13 protein-coding genes are annotated in these 16,607 nt (G+C 65.6%); 4 read left to right on the top strand and 9 right to left on the bottom strand.

Annotation, left to right across the window (positions count from 1 at the left end; all coding sequences use genetic code 11):
• The 5 genes from I6F36_RS19285 to pcaF all read right to left on the bottom strand — a co-directional run bounded on the left by I6F36_RS19285 (nt 1) and on the right by pcaF (nt 5,584).
• Complete coding sequence (locus tag I6F36_RS19285) at nt 1-1,689, bottom strand: methyl-accepting chemotaxis protein (protein ID WP_036023954.1); 1,689 nt, start codon at nt 1,687-1,689, stop codon at nt 1-3.
• Between the two features lie 264 nt (nt 1,690-1,953).
• Nucleotides 1,954-2,556: a protocatechuate 3,4-dioxygenase subunit alpha gene (pcaG, locus tag I6F36_RS19290; protein WP_225141294.1), complete on the bottom strand. Its 603-nt coding sequence runs from the start codon at nt 2,554-2,556 to the stop codon at nt 1,954-1,956.
• Nucleotides 2,557-3,258, bottom strand: coding sequence for a protocatechuate 3,4-dioxygenase subunit beta (gene pcaH, locus I6F36_RS19295; RefSeq protein ID WP_109142086.1), 702 nt, complete (start codon nt 3,256-3,258; stop codon nt 2,557-2,559).
• Nucleotides 3,259-3,381: 123 nt separating this feature from the next.
• Complete coding sequence (locus I6F36_RS19300; RefSeq protein ID WP_225141296.1) at nt 3,382-4,275, bottom strand: dioxygenase; 894 nt, start codon at nt 4,273-4,275, stop codon at nt 3,382-3,384.
• 100 nt (nt 4,276-4,375) lie between these two features.
• Nucleotides 4,376-5,584, bottom strand: coding sequence for a 3-oxoadipyl-CoA thiolase (pcaF, locus tag I6F36_RS19305; RefSeq protein ID WP_225171961.1), 1,209 nt, complete (start codon nt 5,582-5,584; stop codon nt 4,376-4,378).
• 320 nt (nt 5,585-5,904) lie between these two features.
• On the opposite strand from pcaF, the gene mutS reads away from it, so the two are divergent.
• Entirely contained in the window at nt 5,905-8,643 is a 2,739-nt protein-coding gene (gene mutS / locus I6F36_RS19310; RefSeq protein ID WP_225141298.1) for a DNA mismatch repair protein MutS, read from the top strand.
• A 120-nt stretch (nt 8,644-8,763) separates the two neighbouring features.
• On the opposite strand, the gene I6F36_RS19315 is transcribed toward mutS, so the two are convergent.
• From I6F36_RS19315 to I6F36_RS19325, 3 genes are all read right to left on the bottom strand, one after another.
• Nucleotides 8,764-10,440, bottom strand: a complete 1,677-nt coding sequence (locus tag I6F36_RS19315) for a PAS domain-containing methyl-accepting chemotaxis protein (RefSeq protein WP_225130567.1) — start codon at nt 10,438-10,440, stop codon at nt 8,764-8,766.
• Nucleotides 10,441-10,806: 366 nt separating this feature from the next.
• A complete protein-coding gene (locus tag I6F36_RS19320; RefSeq protein ID WP_036002311.1) occupies nt 10,807-11,616 on the bottom strand; it encodes a hypothetical protein in 810 nt (269 codons plus the stop codon).
• A gap of 184 nt (nt 11,617-11,800) precedes the next feature.
• Complete coding sequence (locus I6F36_RS19325; RefSeq protein WP_036002314.1) at nt 11,801-12,310, bottom strand: OsmC family protein; 510 nt, start codon at nt 12,308-12,310, stop codon at nt 11,801-11,803.
• Between the two features lie 242 nt (nt 12,311-12,552).
• Between I6F36_RS19325 and I6F36_RS19330 the strand changes: the two genes are divergently transcribed.
• Nucleotides 12,553-15,342: a [protein-PII] uridylyltransferase gene (locus I6F36_RS19330; protein ID WP_225141300.1), complete on the top strand. Its 2,790-nt coding sequence runs from the start codon at nt 12,553-12,555 to the stop codon at nt 15,340-15,342.
• 33 nt (nt 15,343-15,375) lie between these two features.
• Nucleotides 15,376-15,561: a hypothetical protein gene (locus I6F36_RS19335; protein ID WP_036023964.1), complete on the top strand. Its 186-nt coding sequence runs from the start codon at nt 15,376-15,378 to the stop codon at nt 15,559-15,561.
• An 8-nt stretch (nt 15,562-15,569) separates the two neighbouring features.
• Here the strand turns inward: I6F36_RS19335 and I6F36_RS19340 are convergent, their stop codons facing one another.
• A complete protein-coding gene (locus tag I6F36_RS19340) occupies nt 15,570-16,100 on the bottom strand; it encodes a methylated-DNA--[protein]-cysteine S-methyltransferase (protein ID WP_036023966.1) in 531 nt (176 codons plus the stop codon).
• A 72-nt stretch (nt 16,101-16,172) separates the two neighbouring features.
• Between I6F36_RS19340 and I6F36_RS19345 the strand changes: the two genes are divergently transcribed.
• Nucleotides 16,173-16,556, top strand: coding sequence for a DUF1304 domain-containing protein (locus I6F36_RS19345; RefSeq protein WP_081492917.1), 384 nt, complete (start codon nt 16,173-16,175; stop codon nt 16,554-16,556).
• The last annotated feature ends 51 nt before the right edge of the window (nt 16,557-16,607 follow it).

The following is a 16,607-nucleotide window of genomic DNA, read 5'->3' on the forward strand; positions in this document are numbered from 1 at the left end:
TCAGGCTGCGGCGGTCGAGTCGCGCACCGTCCGCACAACAATCGCGCGCAGTTGATCGAGATTGGCCGTCATCCCGGCGATCGCCTGCCTCACATCCGCGGCGCGCTGGTTGACGGAGGCGGCATCGCGGCTGACGTCGCCGATCTTGGCCGAGACCTCCTGTGCGGCGGAGGCCGATTCGGAAATCGACCGCGTGATCTCCCGGGTCGCGGCATCCTGCTGTTCCATTGCGGCAGCGACCGATGTCGCCACGCCGTCGATCTCGATGATGTGGCCTCCCATGGCCTCGACGGCGTCGACCGCGGCCTGCGTCGAGGCCTGGATCTCTGCAATCAGCCGGCCGATCTCCTCGGTGGACTTGGCAGTCTGGTCGGACAGGGACTTCACCTCGGCGGCAACCACCGCGAAGCCGCGGCCGGCCTCGCCGGCGCGCGCCGCCTCGATCGTCGCGTTGAGCGCGAGGAGGTTGGTCTGGCCTGCGATGCCGCCGATGAGGTCGGAGACCTCCGCGATCTTCTTCACCGATCCGGCCAGCGCCTGAATGGTCGAACGCGCCTGCTCGCGGCCGGCGACGGCCGATTTGGTGACGGTGCTGGTCCGCGCGACCTGGCTCGTGATCTCGCGGATCGAGGCGCTCAACTCTTCGGCCGCAGCGGAGACGGCCTGCGAGCTGCCGAGCGCCTGGGTCGAGGCCGCCGCCACCGCCTGCGACTGCGCAGAGAGCGACTTTGCGATCTCAGAGAGGCCGGAGGCGGCTTGCTCCACGCCCTGCGTCGCCGCAGTCGCGGTATCGACCGAGCGGCCGGTCTCGCGCTCGACCGTTTCGGCCATCTGGTGCAGGGCGGAGCGCTTGGCGAGCGCCGCCGCCCGTTCCTGCCGCAACTGCTCCTCGCGCAGACGGGAGTTCTCGACCGCCGCCTGCTTGAACACCACAAGCGCGCCCGCCATCGAGCCGACCTCGTCCTGGCGCTGCGCGAACGGAATCTCGGCGGCGAGATCGCCGGTCGCGAGCTTCTGCATCGTGTCCGTCATGCGCACGATCGGGCGCACCACGCCGAGGGCAACACCCAGCAGGCCGGCGGTAACGAAGGCGAGGACGGCGATGGAGACGCCGAGGAGGATATAGAGCATCGCGCTGTCGCGGTCCGCGGCCAGCTTCTCCATGGCGGCATTCCGCTTGTTAGCACTCTCGACGATGCTGTCGATGACGGCGCGATGCGCGGTATAGGCCTCCTTGAGCTGCGCATAGACGCGCTCGGAAGCCGCCGCGTCCTTGGCCTTGAGGGCGGGCAGAAGCTGATCCGATGCCTTCCAGAATTTCTGCACCTCCGCATCGGATTTCGACACCAGCGCGGTCTTGAGGTCGGCCGAGAGGCTGGAGGAGACCCAGAACGCCTTGCGCTCGTCGTAGTCCTTGCGGAGCTGGACCAGACGCTCGCCGTGGGCCGCCAGCTGATCCGGCTCGCGCATGGCCAGCGTCGCCTCGAGATAGGCTTCGATGATGTATTCGGGCGGCGGCAGGATGTCGGCGATGAGGTCATTGCCGAGCTTGATGTCGGAATAGAGCGGACCGCCGACCTTGAGCTCTTTTAGGGCGTACAGGCTGGTCGAAACAACGGCGGCGAAACCAATGGCGAGAACGATGCCAAACGCGACGATCGCAGAGGACAAGGACAGACGAAATTTCATGAAACAATCCAGGTCGGCGTCGAAACTGCGGCCACCCTAGACGACTACGGTAAATACGGGATTGATTCGCGCCGGAATTGTATTTCACGAACCCCGCATGAATACGGAGATTAGGCGTCAAGTCATCGGTATTGAGTCAGCGAGGCTGACGCACAACCGCGCAAAAATCAACGTTCGAGTCTGATGCGGCAACGCAGCACCGGCTCCGATGCGCCGAATGAGATATGTGTGCCGAGGAGCAGGCCTCCCCGGCACGCCCTGCCCTCATACGTCGAAGAACACCGTCTCGTTGTCGCCCTGCAGGTGCAGGTCGAGCCGGTAGACCGGCTTGCCGGCCTCGCGGACCGCAGTGAGCGTGGCGCGGCGGTCAGCCGGCACCAGCGCCAGCACGGGATCGGCGGCGTTGCCGGCCTCGTCGCTGAAATAGATGCGGGCGTAGAGATGCCTGAGCATGCCGCGGCCAAACACCGCAACCAGGATGTGCGGCGCCTGCGGCTTGCCAGCAGGATCGGGCACGACACCCGGCTTGATGGTCTCGAAGGAATAGTTGCCGTCCTTGTCAGTGCCGCAGCGGGCAAAGCCGCGGAAGCTCGCATTCGGCAGCGCGCGCTTGTCCTGGGGATCGGCAAAGCGGCCCTGCGCATCCGCCTGCCAGATCTCCAGCATGCAATCGGGGACGGCCACGCCGTCGCCATCGAACACCCGGCCCTCGATGCGGATGCGATCGCCGGTGACATCGGGCGTCAGCGTCGAATTGGTGAACGCGTCGTTCCAGGCGTACTCGCCGGTCGGCGTCAGGCCGTATTTGAAGAACGGACCGACCGTCTGCGATGGGGTGATCCCGTCGGGCTTCGCGGACTCTTGCACTTAATGGTTCTCCATGGGGGTGGCGTCCTTGCCGCGCAGCACGATGTCGAAGCGGTAGCACAGCGCCCATTCGGGCTGGGTATTCTCCAAGTCGAACGACGAGACCATCCGCGCTCGCGCCTTCTCGTCCGGCACCGAGTTGAAGATCGGGTCGAACGGGAACAAGGGGTCGTTCGGGAAATACATCTGCGTCACCAGGCGCGTGACGAAGGAATGGCCGAACACCGACAGATGGATGTGCGCTGGACGCCAGGCATTGTGGTGATTGCCCCAAGGGTAGGCGCCAGGCTTGATCGTCACGAAGCGATAATAGCCGGACGCATCGCTCACGGTGCGGCCCGCGCCGGTGAAATTCGGATCGAGCGGCGCCGGATGCTGATCACGGACGTGGACATAACGGCCGCAGGAATTGGCCTGCCAGATCTCGACGAGCGAGTTCGGCACGCCGCGGCCGTCCTCGTCGCGCACATGGCCATGCACGATGATGCGCTCGCCGAGCGGCTCGCCCGCGTGCTGGCGGGTGAGGTCGTTGTCGCCCTCGCGCACGGTCTCGTGGCCGTAGACCGGCCCGGTCAGCTCCGACAGCGTATGGGGCATCGGAATCAAGGGCTTGTTCGGCGCGCGCTTGATCGAGCTCTTGTAGTCGGGCGACAGCGGCAGCGGATGCGCCGCGTTGCTGCCGGTGGGATAGATGAATGTCATTGGCGAACTCCTCCCCGGCCGTTTTCGGTCCGGCCGGTCAACTCTTCCGCCAATCATTATAGGATATAACTAATTTGGGAAAGCCGGTTTGGCGGCGTTCCCGCGCATGGCAGCCGGCCGCTGCTACCTGATCGGCGCACGCGGAAGCACGGCCTCTCCGGCCTCGAGCCGGTAGGTATGGTCGAGCGAATACCAGGGCAATGAGGCGTCCTTCGCCGTCGGATGCGGCGTATCGTGGCGCACGAACTTGCCGATCAGCGCCTGTGTCACACCGAACTGCACGTCGCTGTCGATATGGGGGTCGCTGGGATCATAGACCTGCGAGATCAGCACCTTGAATCCCGGCTTGAAGATCAGGGCATGCAGATGCGCGGGACGATAGGGGTGGCGGGCCTGCGCCGCGAGCAGGCGGCCGACGACACCATCGGTCGGAATGGGATAGCCGACCATCATCACCGAGCGGAAGGAAAAGCGCCCGTCAGAATCGGTCGTGAACTTGCCGCGCAGGTTCATGTCGGCCTGCTCGGGGTCCTGGTTCTCGTAGAGGCCGACCGGCGAGGCGTGCCAGACATCGACCTCGGCACCCCCGACGGGCCGGCCGTCCTTGCCAGTGACGTGGCCGCTGACGAACAGCGTGGCCCCCGGTGTCTCCGAGCGCACGATCGATCCGCCATTCTCGACCCGGGGCGAATTCAACCGCCAGAACGGCCCGAGCAATGATTGATCGGTCTCCGTATTGCCTTGATCGCCGTTGTTGAGCAGGCACACCAGCGAGGAGACGCCGAGCGACCCCGCCATCAGCACGACTTCGTTATGCGTGTCGGTGGTCAGCTTGCCGAGCTCGGCCACAATCGCCGCGGCGTCGCGGAACTCCTTCTCGGTCAGCCTGACATCGCGGACGAAGGCGTGCAAATGCTTGACCAGGGAGAGCATGATCTCGCGCAGCCGCGGATCGGATGTCCGCTCCATTACCGCCAGGGCCGCGGCCGTGACGTCCTTCTCGCGCTCGATGATCACAGGCTATTTTCTCCCTGTCTTTCCGGAACGCGAGAGAAATGCGCGAGCCCGGGCTCTTCGCCTATCCCCGCAAAGAGCGGGGAGAGGCGAAGGAGAGAGTTCAATTCAGCTTTTCGATCGCGACCGCGACGCCCTGACCGACGCCGACGCACATCGTGGCGAGTGCGAGCTTGCCGCCGCGCTTCTCCATGCCGTGCACGGCGGTGAGCGCGAGGCGGGCGCCGCTCATGCCGAGCGGATGGCCAAGCGCGATGGCACCGCCATGCGGATTGACGAAATCGGCGTCATCGGCGACGCCGAGCTGGCGCATGCAGGCGATGCCCTGCGAAGCGAAAGCTTCGTTCAGCTCGATCAGGTCGAAATCGCTGATCTTCTTAGCCAGCCGTTCCATCAGCTTGCGGGTCGCCGGCACCGGGCCGATGCCCATGATCCGCGGCGGCACGCCGGCCGAGGCGAGCCCGAGGATGCGGGCGCGGGGCGTAAGGCCGTGCTTCCTGACCGCGGCTTCCGAGGCCAGGATCATTGCGGCGGCGCCGTCATTGACGCCGGAGGCATTGCCGGCGGTGACGGTGCCGGGATTGCGCACGATCGGCTTCAGCTTGGCGAGACCTTCCAGCGTGGTCTCGGGGCGCGGATGCTCGTCCTTGTCGAAGGTGATCGGGCCGGCCTTGCCGCCGGGAATGGTGATGGGCGTGATTTCTTCCGCGAAATAGCCGGCGGCGATCGCTGCGCCTGCGCGCTGCTGCGAGCGGATGGCGAAGGCGTCCTGGTCCGCGCGCGAGACCTGGAACTCCTCGGCGACGTTCTCGCCGGTCTCCGGCATCGCATCGACGCCATACTGCGCCTTCAGCAGCGGATTGATGAAGCGCCAGCCGATCGTGGTGTCGAAGATTTCGGCCGAGCGCGAGAAGGCTTCCTGCGCCTTGCCCATCACGAAGGGCGCGCGGGTCATCGATTCGACGCCGCCGGCAATCGCGAGATCGATCTCGCCGGAACGAATGGCGCGGCCCGCGGCGCCGACCGCATCGAGGCCCGAGGCGCAGAGCCGGTTCAGAGTCTGGCCGGGAACCGAATCCGGCAGGCCCGCCAGCAGCAGCGCCATGCGCGCGACGTTGCGATTGTCCTCGCCGGCCTGGTTGGCGCAGCCGAAGAACACCTCGTCCACCTGTGCCCAATCGAGATTGGGGTGCTTGGCCATCAGCGCCTTGATCGGGGCGGCGGCGAGATCGTCGGCGCGCACCTTGGCGAGCGAGCCGCCGAAACGGCCGATCGGGGTCCGCACGGCATCGCAGATAAAGACGTCACGCATCGTTGTTCTCCCTGAATGCCGCGATCCGGCCAAATTCTTCAATGTCGGCGGAGTTTTAGGAGGGCGCCCGCGGCAGGTCAATTGACGGTTTCGCGGAGCAGACGTCATTCCGGGGCGCGCCATTTGGCGCAAACCCGGAATCCATTTGTCGGCGTGACGTGCGGCCCGATGGATTCGGGGCCTGCGCCGTTCCGGCGCATCCCGGAATGACGGCGGAAAATGTGGCAGCCGCATGCGCTACACGGACAACGTGGAAAACCTTCGCTTCCCCGGCAAAGCAAATAGGAGCAGGTGCCGAAATTTTGTAGGTTGCGCCGCCCATGACGATGCAACAGCCGATACAAGTTCCGCCCGCCGATGACACGCCCGCGCCGCAGGCCGAGGCTGCCGCGCGCGTCACGCCGATGATGGAGCAGTATCTGGAGATCAAGGCGGCGCATCAGGGCTTGCTGCTGTTCTACCGGATGGGCGACTTCTACGAGCTGTTCTTCGAGGATGCCGAGATCGCTTCAAAGACGCTCGGCATCGTCCTGACCAAGCGCGGCAAGCACCAGGGCGCGGATATCCCGATGTGCGGCGTGCCGGTCGAGCGCTCAGAGGATTATCTGCATCGTCTCATCAGCGCCGGGCATCGGGTCGCGGTCTGCGAGCAGACCGAGGATCCCGCGGCGGCGAAAGCGCGCGGCAACAAGAGCGTGGTACGCCGCGGCGTGGTGCGGCTGGTGACGCCGGGCACGCTGACCGAGGACACACTGCTGGATGCGCGCGCCAATAATTACCTGCTGGCGATCGCGCGCGCCCGCTCCTCCGCCGGCGGCGACCGCTTCGGCCTTGCCTGGATCGACATCTCGACGGCCGAATTCATGGTCACCGAGGTCTCGGGCGGCGAGCTCGCCGCGACGCTGGCGCGCATCAACCCGAACGAGGCGATCGTCACCGACGCGCTCTTTGGCGACAACGAGCTCGGCCAGACCTTGCGCGAGCTGCCGGCCGTGACGCCGCTGACTCGCGACGTCTTCGACGGCGCCACCGCCGAGAAGCGGCTCTGCGACTACTTTGCCGTCGCGACCATGGACGGGCTCGCGCAGCTGACGCGCCTGGAGGCCACCGCGGCGGCCGCCGCCGTCACCTATGTCGACCGCACCCAGGTCGGCAAGCATCCGCCGCTCTCGCCGCCCGCGCGCGAAGCCTCGGGTGCGACCATGGCGATCGATCCGGCGACGCGCGCCAATCTCGAGCTGACGCGCACGCTCGCCGGCGAACGCCGCGGCTCGCTACTCGATGCCATCGACTGCACCGTGACCTCGGCAGGCTCCCGCCTGCTGGCGCAGCGTCTGGCCGCGCCGCTGACCGATGCGCCTGCGATCGCGCGGCGGCTAGACGCGGTCAGCACCTTCGTGGCCGATTCCGCCGCGCGCGAGGACATCCGCAGCATCCTGCGCGGCGCGCCCGACATGTCGCGCGCTCTGGCCAGACTCTCGGTCGGCCGCGGCGGGCCGCGCGACCTCGCCGGCATCCGCGACGGCATCATCGCCGCCGACCAGGTGCTGACGCGGCTCTCCGAAATGGATCAGCCGCCGCAGGAGATCGCGGCGGTGATGGCAGCGCTGCAGCGGCCGTCGCGCGCGCTCGCAGCCGAGTTCGCCAGCGCGCTGGACGAGCAGCTGCCGCTGATCAAGCGCGACGGCGGCTTCGTGCGTCAGGGCTACGAGCCGGCGCTGGACGAAGCGCGAAACCTGCGCGATGCCTCGCGTCTGGTCGTGGCCTCGATGCAGGCCCGTTACGCCGATGCGACCTCCGTCAAAGGCCTCAAGATCCGGCACAACAACGTGCTCGGCTATTTCGTCGAGGTCACCGCCCAGCACGGCGACAAGCTGATGTCGCCGCCGCTGAACGCGACCTTCATCCATCGCCAGACGCTGGCGGGACAGGTGCGCTTCACCACGTCCGAGCTCGGCGAGATCGAGGCCAAGATCGCCAATGCCGGCGACCGAGCGCTCGGCCTCGAGCTCGATATCTTCGAGCGGCTCTGCGCCAAGGCGCTCGCGATCAGCGACGATCTGCGGGCCGCAGCGCAAGGCTTTGCGCTGCTCGACGTCGCGACCTCGCTGGCCAAGCTCGCTGTCGACGAGAACTATGTGCGGCCCGAGGTCGACGGCTCGCTCAGCTTTGCCATCGAGGCCGGCCGCCATCCCGTGGTCGAGCAGGCGCTCAAGCGCAACGGCGAGCCGTTCATCGCCAACGCCTGCGACCTGTCGCCTGCGCCGGCCCAGAGGTCCGGCCAGCTCTGGCTGCTCACCGGTCCCAACATGGCCGGTAAATCGACCTTCCTGCGCCAGAACGCGCTGATCGCCTTGATGGCCCAGATCGGCAGCTTCGTGCCGGCGACGCGCGCGCGGATCGGCATCGTCGACCGCCTGTTCTCGCGCGTCGGCGCCGCCGATGATCTCGCCCGCGGCCGCTCCACCTTCATGGTGGAGATGGTCGAGACCGCGGCGATCCTGAACCAGGCCGGCGAGCGCTCGCTCGTCATCCTGGATGAGATCGGCCGCGGCACCGCGACCTTCGACGGCCTCTCGATCGCCTGGGCCGCGATCGAGCATCTGCACGAGAGCAACCGCTGCCGAACCTTGTTCGCGACGCATTATCACGAGCTGACCGCGCTCGCGGCGAAACTGCCGCGGATGTTCAACGCCACGGTGCGGGTGAAGGAATGGCAGGGCAACGTCGTGTTCCTGCACGAGGTGCTGCCGGGCTCGGCCGACCGCTCCTACGGCATCCAGGTGGCGAAACTCGCCGGCCTGCCGCCGGCGGTGATCACGCGCGCCAAATCGGTGCTGTCCAAGCTGGAGGCGCAGGACCGCGGCCAGACCGCGCGAGCCCTGGTGGACGATCTGCCGCTGTTCGCTGTCCCTTCGCGCGCCGCCACTGAAGCCGCGCCGCCGAGCGAAGCGGAGCTGCTGATGGAGGCGGTGAAGGCGCTGCACCCCGACGAGATGTCGCCGCGCGAGGCGCTCGATGCTCTGTATGCGCTGAAGGCGAAACTGCCGAAGCAGTGACGGTGCCGTCGGGTGGGCGAAGCGGAGCGTGCCCACCGCTCCATGAAGCGATCGGGGAGAGATGGTGGGCACGGCGCGCAAAGAGCGCACCTTTGCCCACCCTGCAATTCCGAGCCCGGCCTAGCCCCGCGCCGCGATCGCCGCGGCTTCCGCGGCGGCGCGCTGCATGCTGGTCGACATCTCGTTGGTCACCGTGCTCTGCTCCTCGATCGCGGCGGCGGTCGAGGTCACGTACTCGCTGACATTGTTGATCGCCTGCTTGATCGAGCCGAGCGCGCTGACGACGTCGCCGGAGATGCTGTTGAGGCTGCCGATCTCCTGGCCGATCTTGTCGGTCGCCTGCTTGGCCTGGTTGGCGAGGCTCTTGACCTCGGAAGCGACCACCGCGAAGCCGCGGCCGGCCTCGCCCGCGCGCGCCGATTCGATCGTGGCGTTGAGCGCGAGCAGGTTGATCTGCCCCGTGATGTTGTTGATCATCTCGACGATGCCGCTCATCGCCTGCGCGGCCTCGGTGAGGCGCTGGGCCTGCGCGTCGGCGGCGCCGACCTGCTCGACCGCGCCCATCGCGGTCTCGCGCGACTTGGTCATGGCCTCGGAGATCTCCCGCACCGAGGCGTTGAGCTCCTCCGAGCCGGCGGCGACCGATTCCATCATGCCCCGCACGCGCTCGTTGCCCATGCGGACCAGGACCTGCTTGGTGACGTCGGTGGCGTATTTCACGACCTTGAACGGCTTGCCGTTGAGGTCGAGGATCGGATTGTAGGAGGCCTGGATGTAGACCTCCTTGCCGCCCTTGCCGATGCGCTTGTACTCCGCCGCCTGGTACTGGCCACGATTGAGCGCGGCCCAGAACTCGCGATAGCCGGCACCGTCGCGCTCGGAGGGCTCGACGAACATGCTGTGGTGGCGGCCCTTGATCTCGGCCAGCGAATAGCCGAGCGCGCCGAGAAAGTTGGCGTTGGCGGTGATGATCGTGCCGTCCATGTTGAACTCGATCACGGCCTGGGCCTTGTCGATCGCCGCGATCTGGCCGGCGAGATCGGCATTCTTCAGCTTCTCCGCGGTGACGTCGGTCGCGAACTTGACCACGCCGTACGGCTTGCCGTTTTCGTCGAGCAACGGATTGTAGGAGGCAAGGATCCAGACCTCGCGGCCGCCCTTGCCGATCCGCTTGAACTCGCCGGCTTGGTATTCGCCGCGGTTGAGCGCGGCCCAGAATTCGCGATAGGCCGGGCTGTTTCGGTCGGCCTCGGCCACGAACAGGCTGTGATGCTTGCCCTTGATCTCGTCGAGCGAATAGCCGAGCGCCTTGCAGAAATTCTCGTTGGCCGAGAGGATGGTGCCGTCGAGCTTGAACTCGATGACGGCCTGGGCGCGGCTGATGGCAGCGATCTTGGAGGCGTCCGTCATGCTGCGGATCTTCTTCTCGGTGATGTCGGTCGCAATCTTGGCGACCATCACCGTCTTGCCGTTGCCGTCGAGCACCGGATTGTAGGATGCTTCGATCCAGACCTCGCGGCCGTCTTTCGCGATCCGCTTGAACTCGCGCGCCTGATACTCGCCACGGTTCAATGCGGCCCAAAACGCCTTGTACTCGGCGCTGTCGCGCTGGTCGGCCGGCACAAACATCGAGTGATGCTTGCCCAGGATCTCCTCGAGACGGTAGCCGAGTGCGTCGAGAAAATTCTTGTTGGCCGTGATGATCGTCCCATCAAGATTGAACTCGATCATCGCCTGCGAACGGCCGATGGCATCGAGCCGCGATTGTGCATCAGTGTGGAATTTACGGCCGAACATCAGGAAATCTCCATCTCGAATTGAGCCGAAGGGGGATATGCTCGTCAGTATCGAGGAACTGATCGCGCAGCAGTGCTGACATATTCCAATCTGCGTCTCCCCCAGATCCGATTGGAAGGTCCGTCGCGATGGTCGGACAGCAACGAAGCGGGCGAGCAGCCTGATTCTTTACGGCAAAAGCTCGAACAAAGTTCTAATTTTACTGTCGGGAATTCGACGGGGGTTATCAGCATGTCAGCGCGAGGAGCCGCTGGAGCTCACACCGGAACAGTACGGCAGGACTTGAAATGATGGCGCTCATTCAACGGTTGATCCGAGCGGGCCACATCGGCTTCTCGCGACGTCGCGTCGCGCATATCCGTAGTCTCACGGCATCGGCCGCGTGCGGCGCAAGGCGCGCCGTCCTATTCTCCACAGCGTCAGATTCCATGCCACGCAGGTTGCGAGCGCGAGGCACAAGCCGGCGGCGGAGCCGAACCACACGACTGCAACGTGCAGGACCGCAATCGCCATGCCAAATCCGAGCAGGCCCCAGGCGGAGTTGGCGAGCACGGCAGCGGTCGGCGGTCCACCGATGCGCGGATGCAGGATGACCATGATGCTGGAGAACACCACGGGAAAGAGTGCAATGATGCCGCTGATGCGCGGGCCGACCCAACTCGATGTCGAAACCACGATGGCGACAAGGGTCGCAACCAGCGCAGCGCGCATCGGCACATCGTACCAGCGGCGCGTCACCAGCGGCATCTTCGCATGGCGATAGCGCGCGAGCAGTGGAATGCAGATGCCGAACGCGATCAGATTGGCGGCGAGCCCCGCGGCGAGCGACCAGTCGAACTGGCGGATGATCGAGGCCATCCCGATCCATACCGCGAAAGCGCTTCCGCAGCTCACCACGAGAGTGTGCCGCTGCGACAGCACAACGTAAGTGAGGCACATCAAGATCGTTGCCGCATTGACCGGCAGGCTCGCCAGCGCGCCCTGGGCGACGAACGCGGCGTCATGATCGATCGCAAGGAAGACGTAGGACGGCCCGGCCGAGACCGGCAGGGTCGCGATCAGCGCGCCGATCACGGGTCCCGAGCGTTCGGTGATGATCGATGCCGTCACCACGAACGCCGCCGCGATCGCCATGCGCAGGAGCAGGAAGAGGAGGAAGTGGAGGTCGAGGGACATTTTATCTGTCATTCCGGGGCGCGCGAAGCGCGAGCCCGGAATCCATAACCACAGGCCATGGTGGCTTAAGAGCTAGGAGCAACGACCGTCCGAAAATCCCGACGGCCGGGGATTATGGGTCCCGGGCTCGCGCCAAGCGGCGCGCCCCGGGACGACACCAATCGGTGGAATGACGACCTGCGTCTTACATCCTTTGCATCGACACCGAAACCTTCGGGCCGTTCTTGATGGTCTGATAGACCACGCAATACCGCTCGGTGAGTTTGAGCAGCAGATCGAGCTTGTCCTGCGGCGCTGACGTGTCGACCTCGAAGCGCAGGCGGATCTCGGCGAAGCCGACCGGGGTCTCCTTGTCGATGCCGAGCGTGCCGCGGAAATCGAGATCGCCCTCGGCGTAGACGTTGCCGGTCTTCAAGGGCACCTCGATCGCGGTCGCGACCGATTTCAGCGTGACGCCGGCACAGGCGACCAGGGCTTCGAGCAGCATGTCGCCGGAGCAAAGCTCGAGGCCGGAACCGCCTGTGCCCGGGTGCAGGCCGGCCATCGCGATAGCGCGGCCGGTCTCGACCTTGCACGCAATGCCTTCGCTATCGGTGGAGCCCTTGGCCTTCAGCGTGATCAGCGCAGCCTTGGGATCGGTCTTGTAGCGCTCCTTGATCGGGGCCTGCATCTGGCGCAGCTCTGCAGCGTCCATCTTGTTCTCTCCCGGGGATATCGACGAGCGGTATAGAGCGCGATTGGTTTTGTGTCAGCCCATGATTGGTGGAGGCAGTCATGACCAGCCGGGATCCAGGAGAAAAATCTGAGCACATTCATGACGTTACCCCAGGCGCCGATATCGGTATCGAAGCCGATTCATCTGCATGGCGAAACTCGCCGGTCGTCCCTTGCGAATGTCTCGTGACAGCGCCTGTCACCTCTTATATCCGGTAAGACATGGACAGCGTCGCGACTGAGCAGAAGCCACAGGTGGACGAGCGCTTCGATACCGCGCGGATCACCGCCGCGGTCGATGCGCTTGCCGAGAAGCACGAGGGGCGCGAGGACGCGTTCCGCACGGCGATGGCGCTATTGCTCAAGGCGGAGCTGATCGCGGCGCGCGCCGCCGCCCAGGCGATCCTTCTGAAGGACCGCCACGGCCGCCGCTGCGCCGAGCGGCTGTGCCACGTGCAGGACGAGATCATCCGCATCCTGTATTCGGCCGCGACGCGCCATCTCTACCGCTCGCCGATCCCGAGCGGCGCCGAGCGCATGGCGGTGGTGGCGACCGGCGGCTACGGCCGCGGGCTGATGGCGCCGGAATCGGACATCGATCTGCTCTTCATCCTGCCCTACAAGCAGACCGCCTGGGGCGAGCAGGTCGCCGAAGCGATCCTCTATTGCCTCTGGGACATGGGGTTGAAGGTCGGCCACGCCACGCGATCGGTCGATGAATCGATCCGGCAGGCGCGCGGCGACATGACCATCCGGACCGCGATCCTGGAGACGCGCTTCCTGACCGGCGACAAGCCGCTCTACGACGACCTGGTCGAGCGCTTCGACAAGGAAGTGGTGCAGGGCACCGCGTCCGAATTCGTCACCGCAAAGCTCGCCGAGCGCGAGGAGCGACACCGCCGCGGCGGCCAGTCGCGTTATCTGGTCGAGCCCAACGTCAAGGACGGCAAGGGGGCCTTGCGCGACCTGCACACACTGTTCTGGATCGCCAAATACGTCTACCGCGTCCGCGACACCCACGAGCTGGTCGGGCGCGGCGTGTTCGACGCGCAGGAATATCGCAGCTTCCGCCGCTGCGCCGACTTCCTCTGGTCGGTGCGCTGCAACCTGCATTTCTACTGTGGCCGCGCCGAGGAGCGCCTCTCCTTCGATCTCCAGCGCGAGATCGCGATACGTCTCGGCTACACCTCGCATCCGGGCATGCAGGACGTCGAGCGCTTCATGAAGCACTACTTCCTGGTCGCCAAGGAAGTCGGCAACCTCACCGCCATCCTCTGCGCCAAGCTCGAGGACCAGCAGGCCAAGCCCGCGCCGGTGCTGAGCCGGGTGATGGCGCGGCTGCGACCGAGCGCAGTGAAGCGGCGCGTCCCCGACAGCGACGACTTCATCGTCGACAACAACCGCATCAACGTCGCCGCGCCCGACGTGTTCAAGCACGACCCGGTCAATCTGATCCGCATCTTCCGCCTCGCGCAGAAGAACAACCTCGCCTTCCATCCGGATGCGATGCGCGACGTGACGCGCTCGCTCGGCCTGATCAACGCGGGCTTGCGCGAAAATCCCGAGGCCAACCGGCTGTTCATGGAGATCCTGACCTCCGACAATGCCGAGATCGTGCTGCGGCGGATGAACGAGACCGGCGTACTCGGCCATTTCATCCGCGCCTTCGGCAAGATCGTCTCGATGATGCAATTCAACATGTATCATCACTACACCGTCGACGAGCACCTGATCCGCTGCATCGGCTTCCTCCAGGACATCGAGCGCGGCGGCATCGAGGAGTTCGCGCTGGCGAGCGACCTGTTCCGCAAGACCCGGCCCGAGCACCGCGCGGTGATCTACATCGCAACGCTGCTGCACGACGTCGCCAAGGGCCGGCCCGAGGACCACTCCATCGCCGGCGCCAAGGTGGCGCGGCGGCTCTGCCCGCGGCTCGGCTTCAGCCCGGCCGATACCGAGCTCGTGGCCTGGCTGATCGAGGAGCACCTGACGATGTCCACAGTCGCGCAGTCGCGCGACCTCTCCGATCGCAAGACCATCGAGAATTTCGCTGCCGTGGTGCAGTCGGTGGAGCAGATGAAGCTCTTGACCATCCTGACCACCGCCGACATCCGCGGCGTCGGCCCTGGCGTGTGGAACGGCTGGAAGGCGCAGCTCTTGCGCTCGCTATACTACGAGACCGAGCCGGTGCTGACCGGCGGCTTCTCAGAGGTCGACCGCGGCAAGCGCCTCGCCGCTGCGCACGCCGAATTCCGCATGGCCTTCGCCGAATGGCCGAACGACGAGCTCGACGCCTATATCGGCCGGCACTATCCGGCCTACTGGCTCAAGGTCGAGCTGCCGCGCAAGATCCGGCACGCCCGCTTCGTCCGCTCCAGCGAGCAGGCCGGCCACAAGCTCGCGATCAATGTCGGTTTCGACGAGGTGCGCGGCGTCACCGAGCTGACGATCTTCGCCGCCGACCATCCCTGGCTGCTGTCGATCATCGCCGGCGCCTGCGCCTCGGCCGGCGCCAACATCGTCGACGCCCAGATCTACACCACGACCGACGGCCGCGCGCTCGACACCATCTCGATCTCGCGCGAATACGACCGCGACGAGGACGAGGGACGGCGCGCCACGCGCATCGGTGAGATGATCGAGGACGTGCTGGAGGGCAAGCTGCGCCTACCCGAAGTGGTGGCGCGGCGCACCGTGCGCAGCAAGGCGAAGCCTTTCGTGATCGAACCAGAGGTGACGATCAACAACCAATGGTCCGATCGCTACACCGTGATCGAGGTCTCCGGGCTCGACCGGCCCGGCCTGCTCTACGAGCTGACCACCGCGATCTCCAAGCTCAATCTCAACATCGCCTCGGCCCATGTCGCGACCTTCGGCGAGCGCGCGCGCGACGTGTTCTACGTCACCGACCTGCTGGGCGCCCAGATCAACGCGCCGACGCGCCAGGCCGCGATCAAGAGCGCGCTGACCCATGTGATGGCCGGCGACAAGGCGGTGCAGCCGGCGGCTTGAACCAGCCTCGCAATCCCAAAAGGCTCAGCCGCAATGACTGATTACCTTCCGGTCGAATCTTACATAATCCAGCGCCTCGAACAGGGCGGATGGCGTGTGATCGAACGGCGCGCTGACCTAACAGACATTCCGATCGCCGACTTTGTTTCGCTTCGAGACGCAGAGGAATGGGTTGACTGGAAACAGGGGGATCCGCGCATTAACCCGAACAGCATCTGAGCTGCGCGTCAAATCTCCACCCCCTCGTGCCGCAGCAGCCATCTCTTCCGCTCGAGGCCACCACCATACTTCACCAGCGAACCGTCCGCTCCGATCAGGCGATGGCACGGGAGCACCACACTGATCGGATTTGAGCCGTTGGCGTGGCCGACGGCTCGTATCGCCCTGGGCATGTCGATCTTCGCGGCGAGCGCGCCGTAACTCATCGTGGTGCCGGCGGGGATCTGCGCGAGCGCGGTCCAGACTTTTTGCTGGAACGGCGTGCCGGCGATACGCCATGCGATGCTCTGGAGCTGACCGAGATCACCGTCGAAATAGCGCGAGAGTGCGGTCCGCATGTCCGACGGCGCAGGCTGATCACGCAGATCCACTGTGCCATAGTGCAGGCGCAGCAGATCGCGCATGCGGTGCTCATAGTCTTCCCAGTCGAGCGCGCGCAGCTTGCCCTCGGCATCGGTGACGAGCAGCGCAATCCCGATCGGCGTCGCCAGGTGGTCGAGACCGAAGCGTTCAGGCACCTTGGTTGATCGAGCGGACATTGCGGCACCAGCAATCGAAACACATCGATCGCACTTGCCACGGCGGCCGTGCTAACGTCCACCCGAAAGCTGATGCTTTTGGGGGAGCTCGCCTTGATCCTGATCGCCAATATCCTGGTGGCGCTGGTCGCGGCGCTGCACGTCTTCTTCCTCGTCCTGGAGATGTTTCTCTGGGACAAGCCGCTGGGCCTGAAGGTGTTTCGGAATTCGCCCGAGAAGGCCGAGATCACCAGGGTGCTGGCCGCCAATCAGGGTCTCTATAACGGCTTCCTCGCGGCCGGCCTGGTCTGGGGCCTGTTCCACGGCAACCCGGCCTTCGCATTCCAGATCAAGGTGTTCTTCCTGCTCTGCGTGATCGTGGCCGGCGCCTATGGCGCGGCGACCGTCAGCACGCGGATCCTGATCGTGCAGGCGCTGCCGGCGGCAATCGCGCTGATTGCGATGTTTCTCGCCTGAGACGCTACGGCGCGGCGCCGCGATCCTTGCGCTGCGGCGAAGCTTCCTCCA

The sequence above is a fragment of the Bradyrhizobium sp. BRP19 genome (assembly GCF_020194195.1).
Taxonomy (GTDB): domain Bacteria; phylum Pseudomonadota; class Alphaproteobacteria; order Rhizobiales; family Xanthobacteraceae; genus Bradyrhizobium; species Bradyrhizobium yuanmingense.